The organism is Pseudomonas aestuarii, assembly GCF_027988105.1.
Taxonomy (GTDB): Bacteria; Pseudomonadota; Gammaproteobacteria; order Pseudomonadales; family Pseudomonadaceae; genus Aquipseudomonas; species Aquipseudomonas aestuarii.
This window is the reverse complement of the sequence record NZ_JAQJZJ010000003.1, coordinates 119,441-136,347: the sequence shown is the minus strand read 5'-3', so window position 1 is coordinate 136,347 and position 16,907 is coordinate 119,441. Positions and strand designations below refer to the sequence as shown.

General features: G+C 53.2%; 17 protein-coding genes and 2 pseudogenes. 7 read left to right on the top strand and 12 right to left on the bottom strand.

Translation table 11 applies throughout. The features are described 5' to 3' along the window. Positions 1-67 precede the first annotated feature (67 nt). Both tnpA and PH586_RS07610 read left to right on the top strand, forming a co-directional pair. Positions 68-385: an IS66-like element accessory protein TnpA gene (gene tnpA / locus PH586_RS07615; RefSeq protein ID WP_271347157.1), complete on the top strand. Its 318-nt coding sequence runs from the start codon at positions 68-70 to the stop codon at positions 383-385. A gap of 63 nt (positions 386-448) precedes the next feature. Further along, positions 449-559 (top strand): annotated as a pseudogene (locus tag PH586_RS07610) (IS66 family transposase zinc-finger binding domain-containing protein); the annotation flags it as partial. A 721-nt stretch (positions 560-1,280) separates the two neighbouring features. On the opposite strand, the gene PH586_RS07605 reads toward PH586_RS07610, so the two are convergent. The 4 genes from PH586_RS07605 to PH586_RS07590 form a co-directional block, all read right to left on the bottom strand. Next, entirely contained in the window at positions 1,281-1,934 is a 654-nt protein-coding gene (locus PH586_RS07605) for an ATP-binding protein (RefSeq protein WP_271347527.1), read from the bottom strand. A 2-nt stretch (positions 1,935-1,936) separates the two neighbouring features. Continuing rightward, positions 1,937-2,500 (bottom strand): antitoxin Xre/MbcA/ParS toxin-binding domain-containing protein, encoded by a 564-nt coding sequence (locus tag PH586_RS07600; protein ID WP_271347156.1) that lies wholly within the window; start codon positions 2,498-2,500, stop codon positions 1,937-1,939. A gap of 381 nt (positions 2,501-2,881) precedes the next feature. Further along, positions 2,882-4,282 carry a DEAD/DEAH box helicase gene (locus PH586_RS07595; protein WP_271347155.1) on the bottom strand — a complete coding sequence of 467 codons (1,401 nt, stop codon included), beginning with the start codon at positions 4,280-4,282 and terminating at the stop codon, positions 2,882-2,884. After that, entirely contained in the window at positions 4,279-4,869 is a 591-nt protein-coding gene (locus PH586_RS07590; RefSeq protein ID WP_271347154.1) for a hypothetical protein, read from the bottom strand. Before PH586_RS07590 ends, PH586_RS07595 begins: the two co-directional genes overlap by 4 nt. Positions 4,870-4,972: 103 nt before the next feature. On the opposite strand from PH586_RS07590, the gene PH586_RS07585 reads away from it, so the two are divergent. Then, the gene (locus tag PH586_RS07585; protein WP_271347153.1) at positions 4,973-5,203 is read left to right on the top strand and encodes a helix-turn-helix domain-containing protein; all 231 of its coding nucleotides are present in this window, start codon (positions 4,973-4,975) and stop codon (positions 5,201-5,203) included. Positions 5,204-5,228: 25 nt separating this feature from the next. Here the strand turns inward: PH586_RS07585 and PH586_RS07580 are convergent. Together PH586_RS07580 and PH586_RS07575 are read right to left on the bottom strand one after the other, a co-directional pair. Further along, positions 5,229-5,587, bottom strand: a pseudogene (locus PH586_RS07580) (type I restriction endonuclease subunit R); the annotation flags it as partial. 92 nt (positions 5,588-5,679) lie between these two features. Beyond that, positions 5,680-6,552 carry a DNA-binding protein gene (locus PH586_RS07575; protein ID WP_271347152.1) on the bottom strand — a complete coding sequence of 291 codons (873 nt, stop codon included), beginning with the start codon at positions 6,550-6,552 and terminating at the stop codon, positions 5,680-5,682. 78 nt (positions 6,553-6,630) lie between these two features. Between PH586_RS07575 and PH586_RS07570 the strand changes: the two genes are divergently transcribed. From PH586_RS07570 to PH586_RS07560, 3 genes are all read left to right on the top strand, one after another. Continuing rightward, positions 6,631-7,809 (top strand): site-specific integrase, encoded by a 1,179-nt coding sequence (locus tag PH586_RS07570; protein WP_271347151.1) that lies wholly within the window; start codon positions 6,631-6,633, stop codon positions 7,807-7,809. A 207-nt stretch (positions 7,810-8,016) separates the two neighbouring features. Next, positions 8,017-8,127, top strand: coding sequence for a hypothetical protein (locus PH586_RS23680; RefSeq protein ID WP_408636791.1), 111 nt, complete (start codon positions 8,017-8,019; stop codon positions 8,125-8,127). A gap of 445 nt (positions 8,128-8,572) precedes the next feature. Continuing rightward, entirely contained in the window at positions 8,573-8,812 is a 240-nt protein-coding gene (locus tag PH586_RS07560) for a hypothetical protein (RefSeq protein WP_271347150.1), read from the top strand. Between the two features lie 1,319 nt (positions 8,813-10,131). On the opposite strand, the gene PH586_RS07555 is transcribed toward PH586_RS07560, so the two are convergent. From PH586_RS07555 to gorA, 6 genes are all read right to left on the bottom strand, one after another. Beyond that, on the bottom strand, positions 10,132-11,064 hold the full coding sequence (locus PH586_RS07555) for an ATP-binding protein (protein ID WP_271347149.1): 933 nt from the start codon (positions 11,062-11,064) through the stop codon (positions 10,132-10,134). Between the two features lie 9 nt (positions 11,065-11,073). Next, positions 11,074-12,981: a hypothetical protein gene (locus PH586_RS07550; RefSeq protein WP_271347148.1), complete on the bottom strand. Its 1,908-nt coding sequence runs from the start codon at positions 12,979-12,981 to the stop codon at positions 11,074-11,076. Beyond that, the gene (locus PH586_RS07545) at positions 12,974-13,618 is read right to left on the bottom strand and encodes a hypothetical protein (protein ID WP_271347147.1); all 645 of its coding nucleotides are present in this window, start codon (positions 13,616-13,618) and stop codon (positions 12,974-12,976) included. Before PH586_RS07545 ends, PH586_RS07550 begins: the two co-directional genes overlap by 8 nt. Before the next feature lie 576 nt (positions 13,619-14,194). Continuing rightward, entirely contained in the window at positions 14,195-14,308 is a 114-nt protein-coding gene (locus PH586_RS23675) for a VOC family protein (protein WP_408636814.1), read from the bottom strand. Positions 14,309-14,334: 26 nt separating this feature from the next. Next, a complete protein-coding gene (locus PH586_RS07535; RefSeq protein WP_271347146.1) occupies positions 14,335-14,958 on the bottom strand; it encodes a trimeric intracellular cation channel family protein in 624 nt (207 codons plus the stop codon). Positions 14,959-14,965: 7 nt separating this feature from the next. Further along, the gene (gorA, locus tag PH586_RS07530; RefSeq protein WP_271347145.1) at positions 14,966-16,327 is read right to left on the bottom strand and encodes a glutathione-disulfide reductase; all 1,362 of its coding nucleotides are present in this window, start codon (positions 16,325-16,327) and stop codon (positions 14,966-14,968) included. Between the two features lie 93 nt (positions 16,328-16,420). On the opposite strand from gorA, the gene PH586_RS07525 reads away from it, so the two are divergent. Beyond that, positions 16,421-16,843 carry a VOC family protein gene (locus PH586_RS07525; RefSeq protein ID WP_271347144.1) on the top strand — a complete coding sequence of 141 codons (423 nt, stop codon included), beginning with the start codon at positions 16,421-16,423 and terminating at the stop codon, positions 16,841-16,843. The last annotated feature ends 64 nt before the right edge of the window (positions 16,844-16,907 follow it).

The following is a 16,907-nucleotide window of genomic DNA, read 5'->3' as shown; positions in this document are numbered from 1 at the left end:
AGCATTAAGGGCGATGGTGGCCGCGTATTTTTAAGCGGACGCGATAGCCCTTATCGCCGGGATTTTCATGCGCCAACGAAGCTCTTACCCCAAACCGTTCAAGGCCCAGGTTGTTCAGGAGTGCCTGCAACCCGGTGCGACCGACTCCAGCGTTGCCATCAGCCACGGCATCAACGCCAACGTCATTCGCAAGTGGCTACCACTTTACCGAGATCAGCCACCAGCGGCGTTGCCGGCTTTCGTTCCATTGAGGGCTACGCCTAAACGGCCGGCTGAAGCATCGGTGATTATCGAGCTACCGCTTGGCGAGCAATCGGTCACGGTGAAATGGCCAGCCTCCGATCCTGAAGGATGCGCCCGCTTTGTCCGTGGGCTTGCCCAGTGATCCGCATTGATAACATCTGGCACGCCACCGAGCCTATGGACATGCGTGCTGGCACTGAAGTCGAACACCCAGTACGCCTGCGGCTGCCAGCTGCAACGCATCGGTGAAGATGTCAGCGAAAAGCTGGATTACACGCCGGGCGTATTCACCGTCGAACAGCACGTGCGTGCCCGTCACTCCAGAGAGACAGGGGCTCGCAATCACGGCAGTCGTTTCCGTCAGGTCGGGTACGCCGAAGCGGACTCTGGCACGGCGTCTGCCGTCGAAAATGTAATCCGGGAGACCGAGCAAAATCCTGCCGCTGCGGGCGCAAGCGTCGGGGACGCCGATGGTGTTCGCTGCCCCGAAAGTCGCAGGGGTCTTCGCGTTACCAATGGTCCCTGCCAATAAATCCGGCTTGCATCAGGTTTGAAACCCCACCGAGCGCTTCCCTTGGCGCCATCGAGAAAAATGCTGGCTATCACCGCAGTCTTTATCTCCAGATTGGTTGGCTCGTGATGACTCCGAAACTCGATTCTTTTTTGATTTGGTACTCTTGCAAACTGAGCAAGGTGCTCCTGCCTAGGGCTGAAATGTTGGGGAATCCACTGGCCCCGGACGCCCGAAAAATGGTGGCTGTTCATGATCAAGCCAGTCGAAACCGGCAGTCTGCCGTATGCAGTCGCTCTTGATGGTAGGGCTCGCCATCCGACGTAGCGCATTACGGCACGGTTACGGGGGTTAACCACCAACCCCTGGTCTGCTCGCAGACTTCATGCCTGCGGGCCTTTTGTTGTCAGGCGTCGACCAGGGGTGTCCGCCGCCTTCATTGCTCGCCGTTGATCGGGCCCATGGTAAGCCGAGGCGTTTGAGCGCGCCTCATATGAGGGCCGGAAGATTATTGGGCCTGGGTAGTTCAAGGGCCAATTGTCGGATAGTCAAAAAGTCGCTCTGCGTAGGATTTGGCATTGCCTGCCCGCCCCCGGAGTTGCGCCAATCCGGTGCCAATAAGCATGACTGGCAACCCAAGCTGGGAAACCCGGTGCAGCGCGGTGATGAGCGCGGCTAGTTCTTCTTCCTTCACGAACTGGAGTTCGTCGATGAAGATCACCAGCGCCGTTTTAGCACTTCTTGCCGCACGCCCGATTTCGACCAGCAAGGTCGTAAGATCGCTCTCTAAGTCGCCGTTATCTGCCAAGCCGGGTTCGGGGTCGTAATCGATTCCCAGCTCAATATCCCCGAATTTCACCTTCAAGCCTTTGGCGAAGCCGGCCAGAGCCTTAAGCCCGCGCACAGCCGAATCTTTGGCTGCCTCAAGACGGCTCAAGCGCAGCAGCGACATGCGAAGCTGGGGAGCGAGGATCGCAGGCAAGGATCTGTTTTCATGCGCCTCGATGTAGATCGCGCAAATATCCGCCGCCTCTGCCTCCATGAACATCTGGTTCAGCAGAGCGGTTTTACCTACGCCGCGCAGGCCAACCATGATGACGCTCTTTACTGGACGACCAAGGCGGGTGCGTTGAATGGCGACCCTGACGCGCTCGCGCAGTTCGTCGCGGCCTGGTCTCATGATCACTGGTAAACCCCGTACTCCAGGCGGGTCAAGAACTCGCTCACAAGCTGTATGCCGATCGCGTTATCCATTAGGTCGATGGGTCTCCAGCCATCAAGACCAATGGCAGGCTTTGACATCCAACCCTCTGCCAACTCAGGTGTACCGATCACCCTGATTGCTTGCTCTAAGGTTTGAGCGCCCAGGAGTGCTCGGGCACTCTGCTCTGAGTTCAATGGCTCTGCTGGTTTCTGCTGACGCCGCTGAATGGTCCGTTTTGAAAGGCCTGTCAGAACTATCAGCAGATAGCCGCTATTGAACATTTTGAGCGAATTCGTGAATTCAGTGAGGGCGGCAATCGTGATCCCTTCTCTGGTCACGCGATACACCGCTCCCAGATCATCTGGTGACGCTCCGCCTGTGAGAAGAGTAGTCACGAATGTCTTCCTGGAGGTATCAGAGCCTTTCGCCACTTGCGTGGCCTTGCAGTACCCGGTTGCGGAACAAGATTTACCTGGCCTGACCTCTCCTTTGATGGAGGCTACTTTGGATTTTCCGCCTCGACCGGGGGTAGTCTCGTCCATAAGCATCTCCTTTTCGTAATATGTCACTAAATATTGCGCCATATGCTGGAAGTGCGCATCTGATTGGTAAGTTATGTCAGTACCGCTAGGAGCTGGAAAGCTGCGCTGCCGCTCACCGTTGCAAATGAGAGACAGACTTTCATTTCACGGCCTACTTATACAGTTCGACTCGGGTGGGGCTGATGAATCAAATCTGTTGATGGAGCCCCTCATGTCCAAAAAATATTTAGGGCTAGGTCCACCGAAGATGCGTTCTACTTGCAATAGACAGCCGTGGACGCGTTTATTCTTGAGGCCGACCAGAGCGTGCGACGTGCTCCAAACCCAGTCACCTAGCGCAAATCGTAGAGCGCTCTCTGTGACTGCCGTGTGGGCACAGCTTCAAAAGCAAGCCAGCAACTGCTGCCTGTAATGTTGAGAAAAACTGACTTGATAGCTTGGCTCAGCTACCACTCCTGCCAGGGTCATGAAGCTCGTATCCCCCGAACGAACAGTCTGCTCAGCCCCGAATCCAATACTTTTATCTACGTCATCTAGGTTGCCGCCAACATCAATCAAGCTCTGCTTTGAATCTGGAGTGGTAGCTGGCATATGCACCTCATTCAGCACCGCCAGGTCATCCGGCAAGTCATCTGCTATTCGCTCCGCAAAGCCCTGTAGCGTTTGCTCCGCCAGCATGAATAGCCATGCCAGGTGATCAGATTCACCTGTGCGCCGAAGTACCCGCCCAAGTACTTGACGGTAATGTAGCTCGGTGCGGATACGACTCAGGTAACAGCAAATTTGTAGCCGAGGTATGTCGGTGCCTTCGCTGATCATTCCCACGGCAATAATCCAGCGGCAGGCGCTATGCCTAAACGCATTGATCACGTGCTGCGCATCCGGGGTTTTGTTAGTTACGATGCGGCAAGTTTCACCCCTGGTGTCTAGGGCTAAGGCAATTTGTTGAGCGTGCTCAATGTCGGTGGCAACCACCAAGCCGGCTGCATCAGGTTTGATCTGGCGAAGCTCATTGAGCTTGCTGCAGCCAAGGGCAAGTATTTGATTAATCACCTCATCATGGCGCAGCAGCTCTTCGTAAGTGATAGGTGATTCCCCCAGTAGTTTGGCAATGCTGGGAAACAGTCTTACAGAACTGTCCGCACCCAGTGCTTCAGTGAGTTTCACCTTTTGATTATCGAGCAGGACAATGCGGGGGGATCGGCAAACGCCGTCGGTAATGGCGTCTTTCAAGCCATAACGGTAATCGCAGATCAGATGCCCCTCGGGCGTGGAGTAACGCGCCAGGGCGATAGCCTTGTCGTCCGAACGCCAGGGTGTGCCAGACAACGCCAGCGTGAAGGCAGCGCGATCCTGTACTCGATGCAGTATCTGCAGTCCCCAAGCGTTGCTGAGCAGCGGATCATGGCCGGCACAATGGTGGATCTCATCGAAGACCACGAGCACCCGATAGTCATCAAGAAGCTGCCAGAATCCCTCATCACGGTATTCCATAGCCTGATAGGTGTAGGCCGCCCCCACAGCACCTATCTGGCCGTCGAGACGCCGGCCAAGCACCGCAGCAAAGGTCGAACGGAAGCCTTCAATGACCTGGCAGGATGGCGCAAAGCACATCACCAGGTCGATTCTGTCCTGGTCAAGCAGTCGGCTAGCCAGTTCCGCAGCCATACGTGTTTTCCCGGCCCCCGGCGTTGCTTGGCAGAAGAAATGCGGCGTGGCGTTAAAGTGCTCCAGCGCTTTGTTGATGCAGCTTTTTTGCCAGTCTCTCAGCGTTCCGCTCATTGTGTTGTGGCAAGCGTTTTGAGGGTCCTTTCGATGGCGCGAAGATGCCCATGTAGACGCGAACTACGATCTCTGGCCTCCAGGTAATCGCCTTCAACCTTGTCCCGCAGATGCGGCATCTCGTCCAAAAGTAGCTTGTAGCGCTCCGCCTCGCCCATCGAAGACAGGAAATCCAAGCGAATTTCCTTGTGAAGAGTTTCCAACTGCTGATCCGTATTGGCTGAAGACTTGATCGGCAAAGCCTGCAATTCTGTCGCTGAAGGTTCCTGCTCTGGCACCTCGATAGTCTTGAGACTGCTCTCAAAACCGTTGTCGATTAGCTCCAGTTGCAGATGGGCCGGAATTGGCTGCAGGTGGTAGACCTGTCCTCGAACACGTCGATCCTTATCAAGCACAACCCAGCCCATGCGCAGCAATCGACGGATCTGCTCATACACATAGCGGCGCACATCGGCTATACGGAAGTTCATGCCTTCCAGACTTTTGGCATAAGCATCACGCAACTCACGGATCGTGAACTTTGTGCGGCCTTCCTCTTGAAGCAACCCATACAGACGCCTGTCAAAGATGAACGAGGCCGATTTCATTGAGACACCAGAAGAGTAATAGCGGATAAATGCGGATTATAGTCCGTGGCCTATGGATCCGCAAACGCACGATAGTGCCGCCTCAAGTTGAATTGAGACGGTCATGGATAATTTGGCGAAAGCGTTAGGGGAACGCATCCGGGCGCAGAGAAAGATCTGCCGGATTTCCCAAGATGCACTCGCGCTGGCCTGCAGCCTTGACCGCAGCTACATGGGGCGTATCGAACGAGGCGAAGCAAACATCACCGTCGAGAAGCTTTATCGGATCGCAGGCGAGCTTGCCTGCGAGCCGTCCTACCTATTGCCTAAGGTCGAAGAGCTGCAGCAAAGCTGACAGATACTGGCGCTAAAAGTCCGAGTTAACCGGCGCTGTTGCTTTGCTCCAAGCCAGCCGCCGACTTCAGCATCTTCAAAATCACCAGCGCAAACGCCCGGCTCTTGGTCTCGTTATCCAGCACTTCCAGCGATAGCTTCTCGTGGTCGGTCATAGCGTCCGGTACGGTATCCAGCACCCGCTTGGGGAACAGGCGTAGATCACCTGTTCGACCGAGTGGTTGCTCACCTGGGCCATCACGTCTTCTTGGCGGCTGATGCGCTGGGCGATGCAGGTGAGGAACTGCAGTTGGTCGTCATCGCTGACTTCGGCACCGAAGATATCGTTCAACGCCCCGATGACTTCCGACAGGCGCTTTTTCTCCAAGTCATGCGGCTTACCGCTGGCATCCAGAGATGCACCGAATGTGCTCAGTATTTTAAATTGCGCAGGGCGCTGAATTTTCGGCTGCAGACGATGCCGCCGCCCTCGCCTACTCAGCTTGAGCGCTTAGAGGCCGAGGTGATGCGTTTGCGCATCTTGGGCTTTACCCCCGCCCCAGCAGGTCGCTGCAACAATTGCTGGGCCAGGGTGTCGGCCCGCGCCTGCTGTGCTGCCGCCTGTTGCTGCGCTTCGCTCAGTCCGTTGTGCAGCGCCTCCAGGCGGCGTTGCAGGTCGTCCAGTTGCCGACTTGCTGCCTTAAGCTGCACAGCGCGGCTCTTGCTCTCCTCGCGGGCACGGTCGATCTCGCGGTAGGCCCGCTCCTCAACGCCGCGCACGTAGGTCGCGTGGTCAACCCGGTCCTGTTCGAGCTTGAGCGCCAGATCCTGCACTTGCTGCTGCAGTCCTTGGGCGTGCAGCTGCGCCTCGCCTCGTTCGCGCACTAGCTCTTCACGCTGTTGGCGCAAGTCCTCGATCTGTGCCATGCGCTGGGCCAACAGCAACTCTAGATCGGCCAGGCGCGTCTCCGCCGCCTGGCGGCCGGCCATCGCCTCGGCCGCCAGCTGGCGGTACTGGGCGGCATCCTGGCGGGCTTGGTCTTCAAGCGCCGCGAGCTGCTCGCGCTCGGCGGCCAGCACCTGGCGTTGCTCAGCCAGCGCTTGTTCAGCGGCACCCTGGGCCAAGTGTGTTGCCTGCTGCCAGATGGCGACAAAGGCCTGCGACACCTCGCTCGGCAGGGCCGGCAGGCGGGTCTCGCCATTCAGCCGCTCAGTCAACCGCATCCACCATTGATCGAGCAGCCCTCCCACTCGTGCCGGGCTACCGCGACCTAGCTCCTGCCGAACTCGCTCAACAGTAGGTCGCTCCCCTCGGGCAAGCACAGCGTCTGCAGCAGCGAATACGTCAGTTTCGGGTACGCCTATCGCCACGGGTCACCTCTGGCTATATTAGGTCTGATAATTAAAGATTATCCGACCTTATTTGAACGATATTGGAAATATAATACGTTGAACGTATTAAATATTACAGATCAGTTAGCCCTGATCGACGAAACGCCGTTAGACCCATATTTCCTGGCGCTTAACGCCCAGGAAGCCGCAGCAGCGTTCATCGTCGCCGGCACGGCGGCCAACACGGTACGTAGCTACCGCAGCGGCCTCGCCTACTGGTCAGCCTGGTTGCAGCTGCGTTACGGCCAGGCGCTAGGCGATGCGGCCCTGCCCTCCACGGTGGCCGTACAGTTTGTGGTTGACCACCTGGCTCGCCCGACGGCCGACGGCGAATGGGTGCACCTTTTGCCGCCGATCATCGACGCTGCACTCATCACGGCAAAGGTCAAAGCCAAACCCGGGGCGCTGGCCTACAACACCGTCAGCCATCGCCTGGCGGTACTCGGTAAATGGCACCGGCTTAATAACTGGGACAGTCCGACCGAAGCACCGGCACTGAAGACCCTGCTGCGCGAGGCGCGTAAGGCCCAGTCGCGTCAAGGCGTGTCGGTGCGCAAGAAAACCGCCATCGTCCTCGAGCCGTTGCAAGCGCTGCTCGCCACTTGCACCGACGGCGCGCGCGGGGTACGTGATCGCGCCCTCCTCCTGCTGGCATGGAGTGGCGGTGGCCGTCGGCGCTCCGAAGTGGTCGGCTTGCAGGTCGGTGATGTACGCCGATTGGATGCTGGCACCTGGCTCTACGCACTGGGCACGACCAAAACCGACACCAGCGGGATGCGCCGCGAGAAACCGCTGCGTGGACCGGCAGCACAAGCGCTCTCAGCGTGGCTGGACGTTGCACCTGCCGAATCCGGCCCGCTGTTCCGTCGAATGTATAAGGGTGGCAAGGTCGGCACTGCAGGCCTATCGCCTGATCAGGTCGCACGCATCGTTCAGCGCCGGGCCCAAATGGCCGGACTAGTCGGTGACTGGGCCGCGCACAGCCTGCGTTCAGGTTTTGTCACCGAGGCCGGACGTCAAGGCGTACCGCTGGGGGAAGTCATGGCGATGACCGAGCACCGCAGCGTGACCACGGTGATGGGTTATTTTCAAACGGGTGCATTGCTCGACAGCCGCGCCAGTCAGTTGCTCGAACCCGCAGCGCAGTTGAGCGATCCGTCGAACGATCGCGTTGCGCAGCCAGCTGTTCATGACACAGCGGAAAATTTCACAACAGCTCCCGCGCGCGATGCTTGAGGGTTGTCGTTACCTAGCGTGCGTGTATAGCGAGCAATGCCTCGCACGCCTTGGTGAAAAATCAGGACTACCACGTACTGATCGGAAAGCAGTATCCATCAACGAGATTTTGAAACCACTGGATGCCCATGCCGCCGAGCATCAGGACGCGGTGATGGCGACCGTGGTCAGGCGGAGGGATCGGCCTATAGGCGCCCCGGCGAACGCATGCTCATTCACTTGGTTGATGCCGCGGTGAGCGGTGGCTGCCTGGAGGCCGAACCAGCTAGAATGGCGTGGTGGCTGACCGAAGCGGGGACACAATACAAGTCGATGTGAACCTGATCGGCCAGTTGTTGGACCAGTTGAAGCAAGAAGCGCAGCAGTCTGTGGCTCAAGGGCACGATGCCTTGGCGCGTGAGCGATCGGCAGTTCAACACCAATCCGTCGTGCTTGATACCCGGATGCGGGATCTCGAGTCGCAGCGCTCGAGCCTAGCCCTACACTGCAAGCAACCCAGGAACTGGCTCAACAAGAGCAGCTGCAGCGCCAAGCTATCGAAATCGACAATGCTCGAATGGTGCAAGCCCTACGGGATCTAGAAAACCGATTACGTGAGCGCGATGAACAGCTCCAGTCGCTCCAGGACATGCATCAGCATGCTCGTGAAGGCATGGAGCATTACCGTCAGGCCAGTAAGGAATAGCGTGACCAAGAGCAGCGCCGCTATGAAGCGCAGTCCAACCAACTTCAAGCAGAAATACGTCAGCTACAACAAGTGTTGATGGTCAAGCAGGACGAGCTGACCCAGCTAAATCGCGACAACGCCAGCTTACTGACTGAAGCCAATCAGCAGCAGCGAGAGCAACGTGCCCTGCAGCAACAGCTCAACAAGAAGGCATCGGAGCTGGACTTACTCCAGATACTCTATGCTAAATCAGAACAGCAGTACGCGAGCCTACGTACTCGTTGTGAAATTCTGGAGAAAGCATCAAAACGACCTAGAAAGAATAGTAAGGGCTAAGCTTTTGAAGCTAAAAAATGACATTCTTGATTCCAAAATAACCATCAACAGAGCACTTGTCTGCCTCTACTATTACTGTAATAGGCCCGCCTACACCATTGCGGAATAGCCTAACTCTAGAAGATGACCGCTGGCACATAGACCTAAAGGAGTATGTGGCCTTCTTAATAATCACACGCTCAGTTTCGCCTACGATCAAATGCCTCTTATCAGGCCGGCATAAAATAGCAAAGCTGCAGCCTTGTGAAATATGATATTGCAAGCGTCCTAGTATCGATAAAAAAAGTAGAAAAGCTCCGCGATAATTTGATATAGGATCTGAGATACGCCCCCAGGATGCTAACTCAGGCATACCCGCAAGGTTTATAGAGGTACTACCCGGAACAGGCCATTTACCATAGACTCCTTTGATTCTAAGTATTAGGTACGCAAGCGATATTGGGCACAAATTGACGGTCGTTTCTGCACCATCTGGGTAGCGTAACATTTCATTCAAAAACCTTAGGCAATACTGGTGCCGACCTAAATGCCGGGCCTCCAGCTGCTCACAGATCGCTCCTTGCGTTTCAGGATAGGATTGACCGCAATCTCGATCTCGACCCAATTCTACAAAAATGCAAGACTGGATAACCCGAGAGAAGCCAGCAAGCGTTTCTGGGCTTTTTAATTTTGTCAAAATTTCAAACGACCCTGTGAGATAATTGCGCTGCTCATCTTGCTCGCAATAATGGTTAAAATACACAAGATCAACATCAAATATTGATTCATACCACTCGGCTTGGCGACGACCAAACTCCTCTAGCGAGCTTAGTAACCTAGGCGAGCGACGCATTCTAAATTCTCTAGTGAGCTCTATACGCTGAAATCCACACACACTGCATTTTTTCATAAAGTGCGGGATAGATTGACATGGTCGAAATCCATGTAAATATTCTACAGCACAATGAAAACAGGCCCTCGTAAGCGAACACTTGTGCAGCGCGCATACATTATGCGTAAGTATACTATTAAACACCGAGTGATAACCAAATCTAATACATTCTTTGCAAAATCTAAATTCACCCAATTTATTGGAATATATGTACTTGTAGGGGGCGTAGCGCCACGGTAAGTGACTATCTATGTCGGCCACTCTTGACTCAAGCCAGCTTGTTAACACGTGCCCAGACCATTGCTGCTCAGATATAATATTAAGGGGTCTGTCCACGGCAGATAGCTTAATACCGTTCAGGTACGAAAACTTCAGATAGATCGAGTAAATAGATTCGTACGGCATCGGGCCGCACTCAGGATAAAACAGCCGCTCGGTTGCACCCAGACTATCTTCCGATATTGCGACAAAAGGCTTTGAAATTGCTTTCATGTATCGCCTCCACTATGAGATCTGGAGGAACAAATAAGTCATTCCTATCCTCCTGACTCAGAATAACAAACAAGTAAAGAACGACTTGAGTCACATGCTCCATAGGAAGGTTATTTACATAATCCCCTGTTGCAACCCTGGACATTTCAAGCCAGACGTATTCAGAAAGACTAGATATCCGGAAGCCACACGAGTACGCTTTCGGTAAAATATTGCTGCAATGGCATATTTCTGAGCCGTCATAATTTGATGGCACATCATACAGTTTCAAAATAGATGTTAGCTGTGTCAAGCTTGTGACCCCATACATAGGCCGAATATCAGACAACAATCTTCCTATTATATTCCTAGATTTATCTTTAAGAAACTGAACAACAGCTTTATCAATGGATGGCATAGCAAAAGATATGATAGTAAGAGTTACCTTTTGAGATCTAAGCTTATTGTATAAATCTGCCAGCTGGATAAAGTCTGCAGCTGAAAGCCTTTGCAGCTCATCTATCAGCATAACAATTTGCCGAGCATTTACCTGGGCAGCTCTAATTAATAGACGCTCAACTAATAGCGATTGTCGCTGTACGAAAGTAACTCTAGAGCCGGGCTTAATTTTTTCCAAATCCAGCATCTGATGAATGATTGATGAATAGCGCTCGTCATTTGAATTATCACCAATCGCTGGAATCATAAAAACATAGACATTAGGGAATCTCTTGGGAATCTCTTCAACTAATGCTTCGCAGCAGGATGTCTTCCCAATTCTAGCTTCCCCGGTGAAGACCACGCCAGTTTTGCGCATCAACACCTTGAAACAGACATTCTGAACAACAGATAATAGCTGTGGAGTTTTCAGTCTGAAGTCGCTACTAAATATGACATTAGAGTGATCCATGTATTTTCCTCACTTAAGTATATCTAGGTTCTTCCATCTCTCAGATGTATATGAAGACGACATGTCTGGTGTTTCGATGGGCGACTCAGTCTGCTCAGGCTCTGCATTGTTTTCCGCCTCCTTGCTGAGTCGTGCTAGCTCGCGATTACTCTTAGCATTAGCGTTAAGTCTAAGGTGCCTTTTCCAGGCTAGAATTGGGCTTTCACCTTCCATTATTTCAAACTCATTCTTGGACTGCGCCCTATTAACTAGCCGGCGAGTCGTGACGCTATGCTTAATATTACGCCATGCAGCGTCAACCGTGAGAGTCCCAAAGTAGATACCCTCAGGCAAGTAAGCCTCCACAGTACGATAATCATGTGGGTCAATACGTATAAGTAGGCGAGTTCCAATTAAATGCGATGAATTTGCCAGTTCGGGAGAGGAATAAATGGCTTGATCTAGTTTAACTCTGGGCCTGATACCTTTGGCTATACTGCCTGTAACCCGCGCCTGAGTGCTGGTACATCCTAGAGGGATACTATTTAGGTAAATCTCGTGACTTTTCGGTAGAAATAAATCCTTATCTGCACAGTAAGCTCGCAGCACATCAAGTGGGCTATTTGCTTTGTTCACCCCCCCTTGAGGAATTCCATTATAGTTTGCAGTAAGCACATCCATTACTTCCAAGGCATCATCTACATCAACCTGATAATATACAGCTGCTTCTTCAGGCGACTCGACTCGACCATCGTGAGGATTGCTCCCTGTAGTAGAAACAATTTGGTGGATTGCGTTCGCAGCGATTCTTTTAAATAAACCCTCAACTTTTGGCCTGCGTGCAGGCTGCTCCAACGGGCCAAAATTTATCGCAAAGCCCAAAGTATGGAGGGCCAGTTCGTAAATCTTAGTTGCATGATGCTGCATGGCATTGTCTAGACACACACTCCCCCAAGTATGATGCCGTAACTCCGGAACTGAGTAGCATGGCATCCCAGCTGACATGGAATATTTCAAATTTCGGACATTGAAAGTGGTCCGAGGTGACCACGTCCCGGCATAAGCCTCACAGATTAGATCGTACAAATCCTGCGATCTAATTTCGCTTGAGAAAACAAATTTGATCGCCAATACGGCATTACTTCGCCTGCAAACTGCCGCGATTAACCAGATTTTGCTTATTACGTCTTTCGTTTTGACACGTTTGTCACCACTAATGTTTAGGACAAAGAAAGCATCCATGTGCCAAGAATCAATCTCAATAAAATCATAAACGTCGAAGTCCTCTAGCAGCGGAAATATTCCTGTTCCGACCTTGCTGTGAGTTAACGCAATTCTGCCGCCACTAACAAGTGCGGCCCGCGTGAAATCGCTGTGTAGGATAGCATCGATATACTTGCCAATAGTCTTACGGGCCCCTCTTGTCTGGTTCAGCGGCCACTCATCATCCGCAACACCTTCTGACTTGCAGATATCATAGAATACTTGGCACAATCCCTTTTTACTAAACTTTCCACCCTGCCCAAACCTGGGTTCTTTTCTAAGTACCTCCGATTCAAATCTCTCTTTTATCCTTGGATGCTTGTCTAGAATGTAGCCAAGAACCCCTGCAAGCCCTCCCTGACTCTCAGTATGTTTTATTGACGGTGTCTTCAATCTTTTGTATGGCTCAATTCGATAGTAAGGAATTAACCCGATCTCACCTAAGTACACACCCTTTTCATTAAGAGTCGTATATCTTTTGAATAGTCTAGTTTGCTCGCATTCTGGAATTCCGGTAAATTTCCTTATTTCTGCTCCGGTAATACCCTCGAGGCGCAGCTTAACTGCCTCTCTCCGCCGGATGAAAACCTCTTTATTGTTTTCATCCATAAGAGTTGTATCAACCACCTCATAACCAACGAAACTTATGCGTTCTTTAGAAATGGCCTTATTCATTTATCCACCACAATGTATTGCGCGAAAAGAAATTGGACTCAAAGTCCACGTTTATTTTTCGCTCTGAATACATTCTGCAGAAAACGAGCAAACAAAGATTTGAATCAAAAGCGCATAAGCTTGATAGGTACCCACCCAGCGCACCTTTTCGCGCTTTCACAACGTACCCGACCGCATCCTCATTTAGTTGAGGCGAAATATATACATGTCGCCCACCGTTCAAGAAGTTCGATACTTTTAAAAGTGGAAGAATTTTTTCTTTTTGCGGAAGCCAATCTTCGTCATTAAACTCAATATACTTATACTTAATCAATGCAGCGGATTGCACTTTCTCAATATAGTTAATCGAGTGTCCTACTGTGCGTAAATAGTGGAGCTCAGGCATGCCTTCCACAGGCATAACCTCAAAGTGATAGTCTAGTTTGGATAGCATATTACTGGCGAGAGTCTTACTGCTTGTATCAAATCGAAAATTTACAACGGACGGAGAAAACTCTAAATACAAAAGCCAGTGGGCCAACTGTCTGTCGCTACCCAGTTGAATGACTTGGTTAGTCTTTAGACTGTAAACCGACCATAAATTTCCAAAATGATAGCCGCGCTTTGTGAAATATGCGGTTCTACTCTTCGCAGACATAACCACCCCCCATTATAGGTAGTGGATATGCTGATCCTTATCTCAATTCCTTATGGCTGGGGCATTCCAATTAGTCCATGGCAAATGAGCGTAGCACCGATTATTTTTTATGCAAAGTCTCACAATTAGATTGACAGCATATACCACCCCGCCAATCCCAATACACCGCCTGTATTTACATAATTAGTTCCTTCGCCTCCTTGCTCAGCTTGCAACTTTTGTCTCATGCACTATAAAAAGTCTTTCTTTAAAATCTAGATATGTCCGCCAACCTGCTGTTTTATATATAATTTATATTGCCAGAAAAATTTATATCATTACTTCGCGGTACTGTTCCGCCCACTCTTTCCTTGTCTTGGCTTGATGCTACTCAGAGATAATGGCTCACTGCGATCAGGTTGCCAGCTGGATCATGCAGGTACACCGACTCGATTGGAGCTGTTGCACCGGTGCGCACCACTGGTCCTTGCTCGACAGTCAGGCCGTACGGCGTCTGGTGCTCGATTACCACATCGATCGACCAACGCGTGATTTGGCTTGCGCTTAGAACTCGTTGCCATGCTGATGCAGGTTGAATTACTGCTGTCCAAATACCGGCACACTTCGGTTTTGGCCAAAGACCTCATGCCGCATGCCCAGCACGCGCTGGTAGATATCGACCGTGCGGGCAATGTCGTCAACGGCCAGCATCAGGTGATCCGGGCGTTGGAGCATGCTCAGTCCCGATCCAGCAAATGAAAGCGTGGCAAGGAGAAACGCCAGCGAATGGCGGCCAGGCGGATAAGCAACACGGTCAACATGGCGATGCTGGTATCGACCCAGTGCGGAGTGTCCAGTGCACGCAGGCCGATAAACACCAAGGCCCCGGCAATACAGGCGGTGGCGTAGATTTCTTTCCTGAATATAAGCGGGATTTCATTGCAGATCACATCGCGCATCACGCCGCCAGCGACACCGGTCATGACCCCCATGATCACGGCGGTACTCAGTGGCACGTTGTGCTGCAAGGCCACTTCTGTGCCGATCACGGTGAACACAGCCAAGCCAAAGGCATCGGCGATCAGCAGCCCTTTCTCATGGATCGGCTGGGTCAGGCGTACCCAGATCACGGTGCCCACCGCCGCCAGGGACGCGATGACGATATAAGTGTCGTCACGGATCCAGCTGACCGGATGATTGTCGAGAATCAGATCGCGCAAGGTTCCGCCGCCCAGCGCGGTGATGACGGCAATCACCAGCACGCCAAACAGATCCATGGATTTGCGCCCAGCCATCAAGGCGCCGGTGATGGCGAATACGGCTACGCCGAATAGGTCAGCCAGATAGAAAAGTTGTGGCATGGTGATTTCAGCTGCTCACTGGGGTGCGCATGGTAACGAACTCTTCGGCAGCCGTCGGATGCACGCCAATGGTCTCGTCGAAAATCTGTTTGGTCGCCCCAGCTTTCAGTGCCACGGCAAGGCCCTGGACGATTTCACCGGCTTCCGGGCCAACCATGTGGCAACCCAATACGCGGTCACTGTCGGCATCCACCACCAGCTTCATCAGGGTGCGTTCCTGGCATTCGGTGAGGGTTAGCTTCATCGGCCGGAAACGACTTTCGTAGACTTCCACCCGGTAGCCCTCCTCCTTCGCCTGCTCTTCGCTAAGGCCAACGGTGCCGATATTCGGCAGGCTGAAAACGGCTGTAGGAATCGTCCGGTAGTCGACCAGGCGATACTCCTCTGGTTTGAACAGTCGCCGCGCCACCGCCATGCCTTCGGCCAGCGCCACGGGGGTCAGTTGTACCCGGCCGATCACATCGCCCAACGCCAGAATCGAAGGCGCAGTGGTCTGGAATTGTTCGTCGACCTTGATATAGCCTCGCTCGTCGAGCTCTACTTCGGTGTTTTCCAGACCCAGATTGTCCAGCATCGGCCGCCGGCCGGTGGCGTAGAACACGCAATCGGTTACGAGTACCCGACCGTCCTTCAATGTTGCCTGCAGACTGCCGTCGGGCTGTTTGTCGATGCGTTCGATATCGCTGTTGAACTGCAGATCCAGGCCGCGCTTGCTCAGCTCTTCTTGCAGGTGCTTGCGCACGGCGCCGTCGAAGCCGCGCAGGAACAATTCGCCGCGATAGAGCAGCGAGGTTTGGGCACCAAGGCCGTGAAAGATCGAGGCGAATTCCACGGCGATATAGCCACCGCCAATCACCAGCACGCACTTGGGCAATTGTTCGAGAAAGAACGCTTCATTCGAGCCGATGGCATGTTCATGCCCCGGGATTTTCGGGATATGCGGCCAGCCACCGGTGGCGATGAGGATGTGCTTGGCAGTGTACCGCTGGCCGCCCAATTCCACGCTATGCCCATCAAGCAGTCGCGCATGCCCCTCGAGCAGGGTTACGCCACTGTTGACCAGCAGCTTGCGGTAGATGCCATTGAGACGTTCGATCTCTCGGTTCTTGTTGGCGATCAGGGTTGGCCAATCGAATGTCGCTTCACCGGATAACGACCAACCAAAAGCCTGGGCCTGCTCGAAATCCTCGGCAAAGTGCGCGCCATACACCAGCAGCTTTTTCGGCACACAGCCGACATTGACGCAAGTGCCGCCCAGATAACGGCTCTCAGCAACGGCCACGCGGGCACCATAACCGGCGGCAAACCGCGCAGCACGTACACCACCGGAACCGGCGCCGATTACAAACAGGTCGAAATCATAGGTCATGGTCAGCCTCCTTAGCAGGCCGCCAGCATAACCTAATCGCACTGAATCCTGCCCCAGGCCTAAACTTGCTGTGTCACCAAGAGGAGAAACGCCATGCGCCCTACCCTCACCCATTTGGCCTTGCATGTGCCGGATCTGGATGCCTGTGTGGCGTTCTATTCGGAGTTCTGCGGCATGGCTGTGATCCACCAGCGGGCAGGTAAAGGTTCGCGCATCGTCTGGATGGCCGAGCCCGGCAAAGAACATACGTTCATATTCGTGATCATGCCGGGGGGGCAGGAACGGCACCTGGCCGCGGACGATTACAGCCATTTCGGTTTTGCTCTGGAGAGCCGCGAGCAAGTCGACCGGATCGCTGCCAAAGCGCAAGAATCGGGCTGCCTGATCTGGGCGCCACGCGATGAGCCCTACCCTGTCGGTTATTACTGCGGACTACGCGATCCCGCGGGCAACTATGTCGAGTTCAGTTACGGTCAACCACTGGGCCCCGGCTCCGAGGCCATGCCAATTCCGTGAAACCTTGGTTTCGAGGTTTGGCTTTTTCGTCAACCTGAAGCAGAAAGCCACCCGAAGGTGGCTT

What these genes read in the sequence shown, in the direction of transcription:
- tnpA (WP_271347157.1), top strand. Translation starts at nt 68, where the DNA reads ATGCGCCAACGAAGCTCTTACCCCAAACCGTTCAAGGCCCAGGTTGTT.
- PH586_RS07605 (WP_271347527.1), bottom strand. Translation starts at nt 1,934, where the DNA reads ATGAGACCAGGCCGCGACGAACTGCGCGAGCGCGTCAGGGTCGCCATT.
- PH586_RS07600 (WP_271347156.1), bottom strand. Translation starts at nt 2,500, where the DNA reads ATGGACGAGACTACCCCCGGTCGAGGCGGAAAATCCAAAGTAGCCTCC.
- PH586_RS07595 (WP_271347155.1), bottom strand. Translation starts at nt 4,282, where the DNA reads ATGAGCGGAACGCTGAGAGACTGGCAAAAAAGCTGCATCAACAAAGCG.
- PH586_RS07590 (WP_271347154.1), bottom strand. Translation starts at nt 4,869, where the DNA reads ATGAAATCGGCCTCGTTCATCTTTGACAGGCGTCTGTATGGGTTGCTT.
- PH586_RS07585 (WP_271347153.1), top strand. Translation starts at nt 4,973, where the DNA reads ATGGATAATTTGGCGAAAGCGTTAGGGGAACGCATCCGGGCGCAGAGA.
- PH586_RS23680 (WP_408636791.1), top strand. Translation starts at nt 8,017, where the DNA reads ATGCTCATTCACTTGGTTGATGCCGCGGTGAGCGGTGGCTGCCTGGAG.
- PH586_RS07560 (WP_271347150.1), top strand. Translation starts at nt 8,573, where the DNA reads ATGGTCAAGCAGGACGAGCTGACCCAGCTAAATCGCGACAACGCCAGC.
- PH586_RS07555 (WP_271347149.1), bottom strand. Translation starts at nt 11,064, where the DNA reads ATGGATCACTCTAATGTCATATTTAGTAGCGACTTCAGACTGAAAACT.
- PH586_RS07550 (WP_271347148.1), bottom strand. Translation starts at nt 12,981, where the DNA reads ATGAATAAGGCCATTTCTAAAGAACGCATAAGTTTCGTTGGTTATGAG.
- PH586_RS07545 (WP_271347147.1), bottom strand. Translation starts at nt 13,618, where the DNA reads ATGTCTGCGAAGAGTAGAACCGCATATTTCACAAAGCGCGGCTATCAT.
- PH586_RS23675 (WP_408636814.1), bottom strand. Translation starts at nt 14,308, where the DNA reads ATGCTGGCCGTTGACGACATTGCCCGCACGGTCGATATCTACCAGCGC.
- PH586_RS07535 (WP_271347146.1), bottom strand. Translation starts at nt 14,958, where the DNA reads ATGCCACAACTTTTCTATCTGGCTGACCTATTCGGCGTAGCCGTATTC.
- gorA (WP_271347145.1), bottom strand. Translation starts at nt 16,327, where the DNA reads ATGACCTATGATTTCGACCTGTTTGTAATCGGCGCCGGTTCCGGTGGT.
- PH586_RS07525 (WP_271347144.1), top strand. Translation starts at nt 16,421, where the DNA reads ATGCGCCCTACCCTCACCCATTTGGCCTTGCATGTGCCGGATCTGGAT.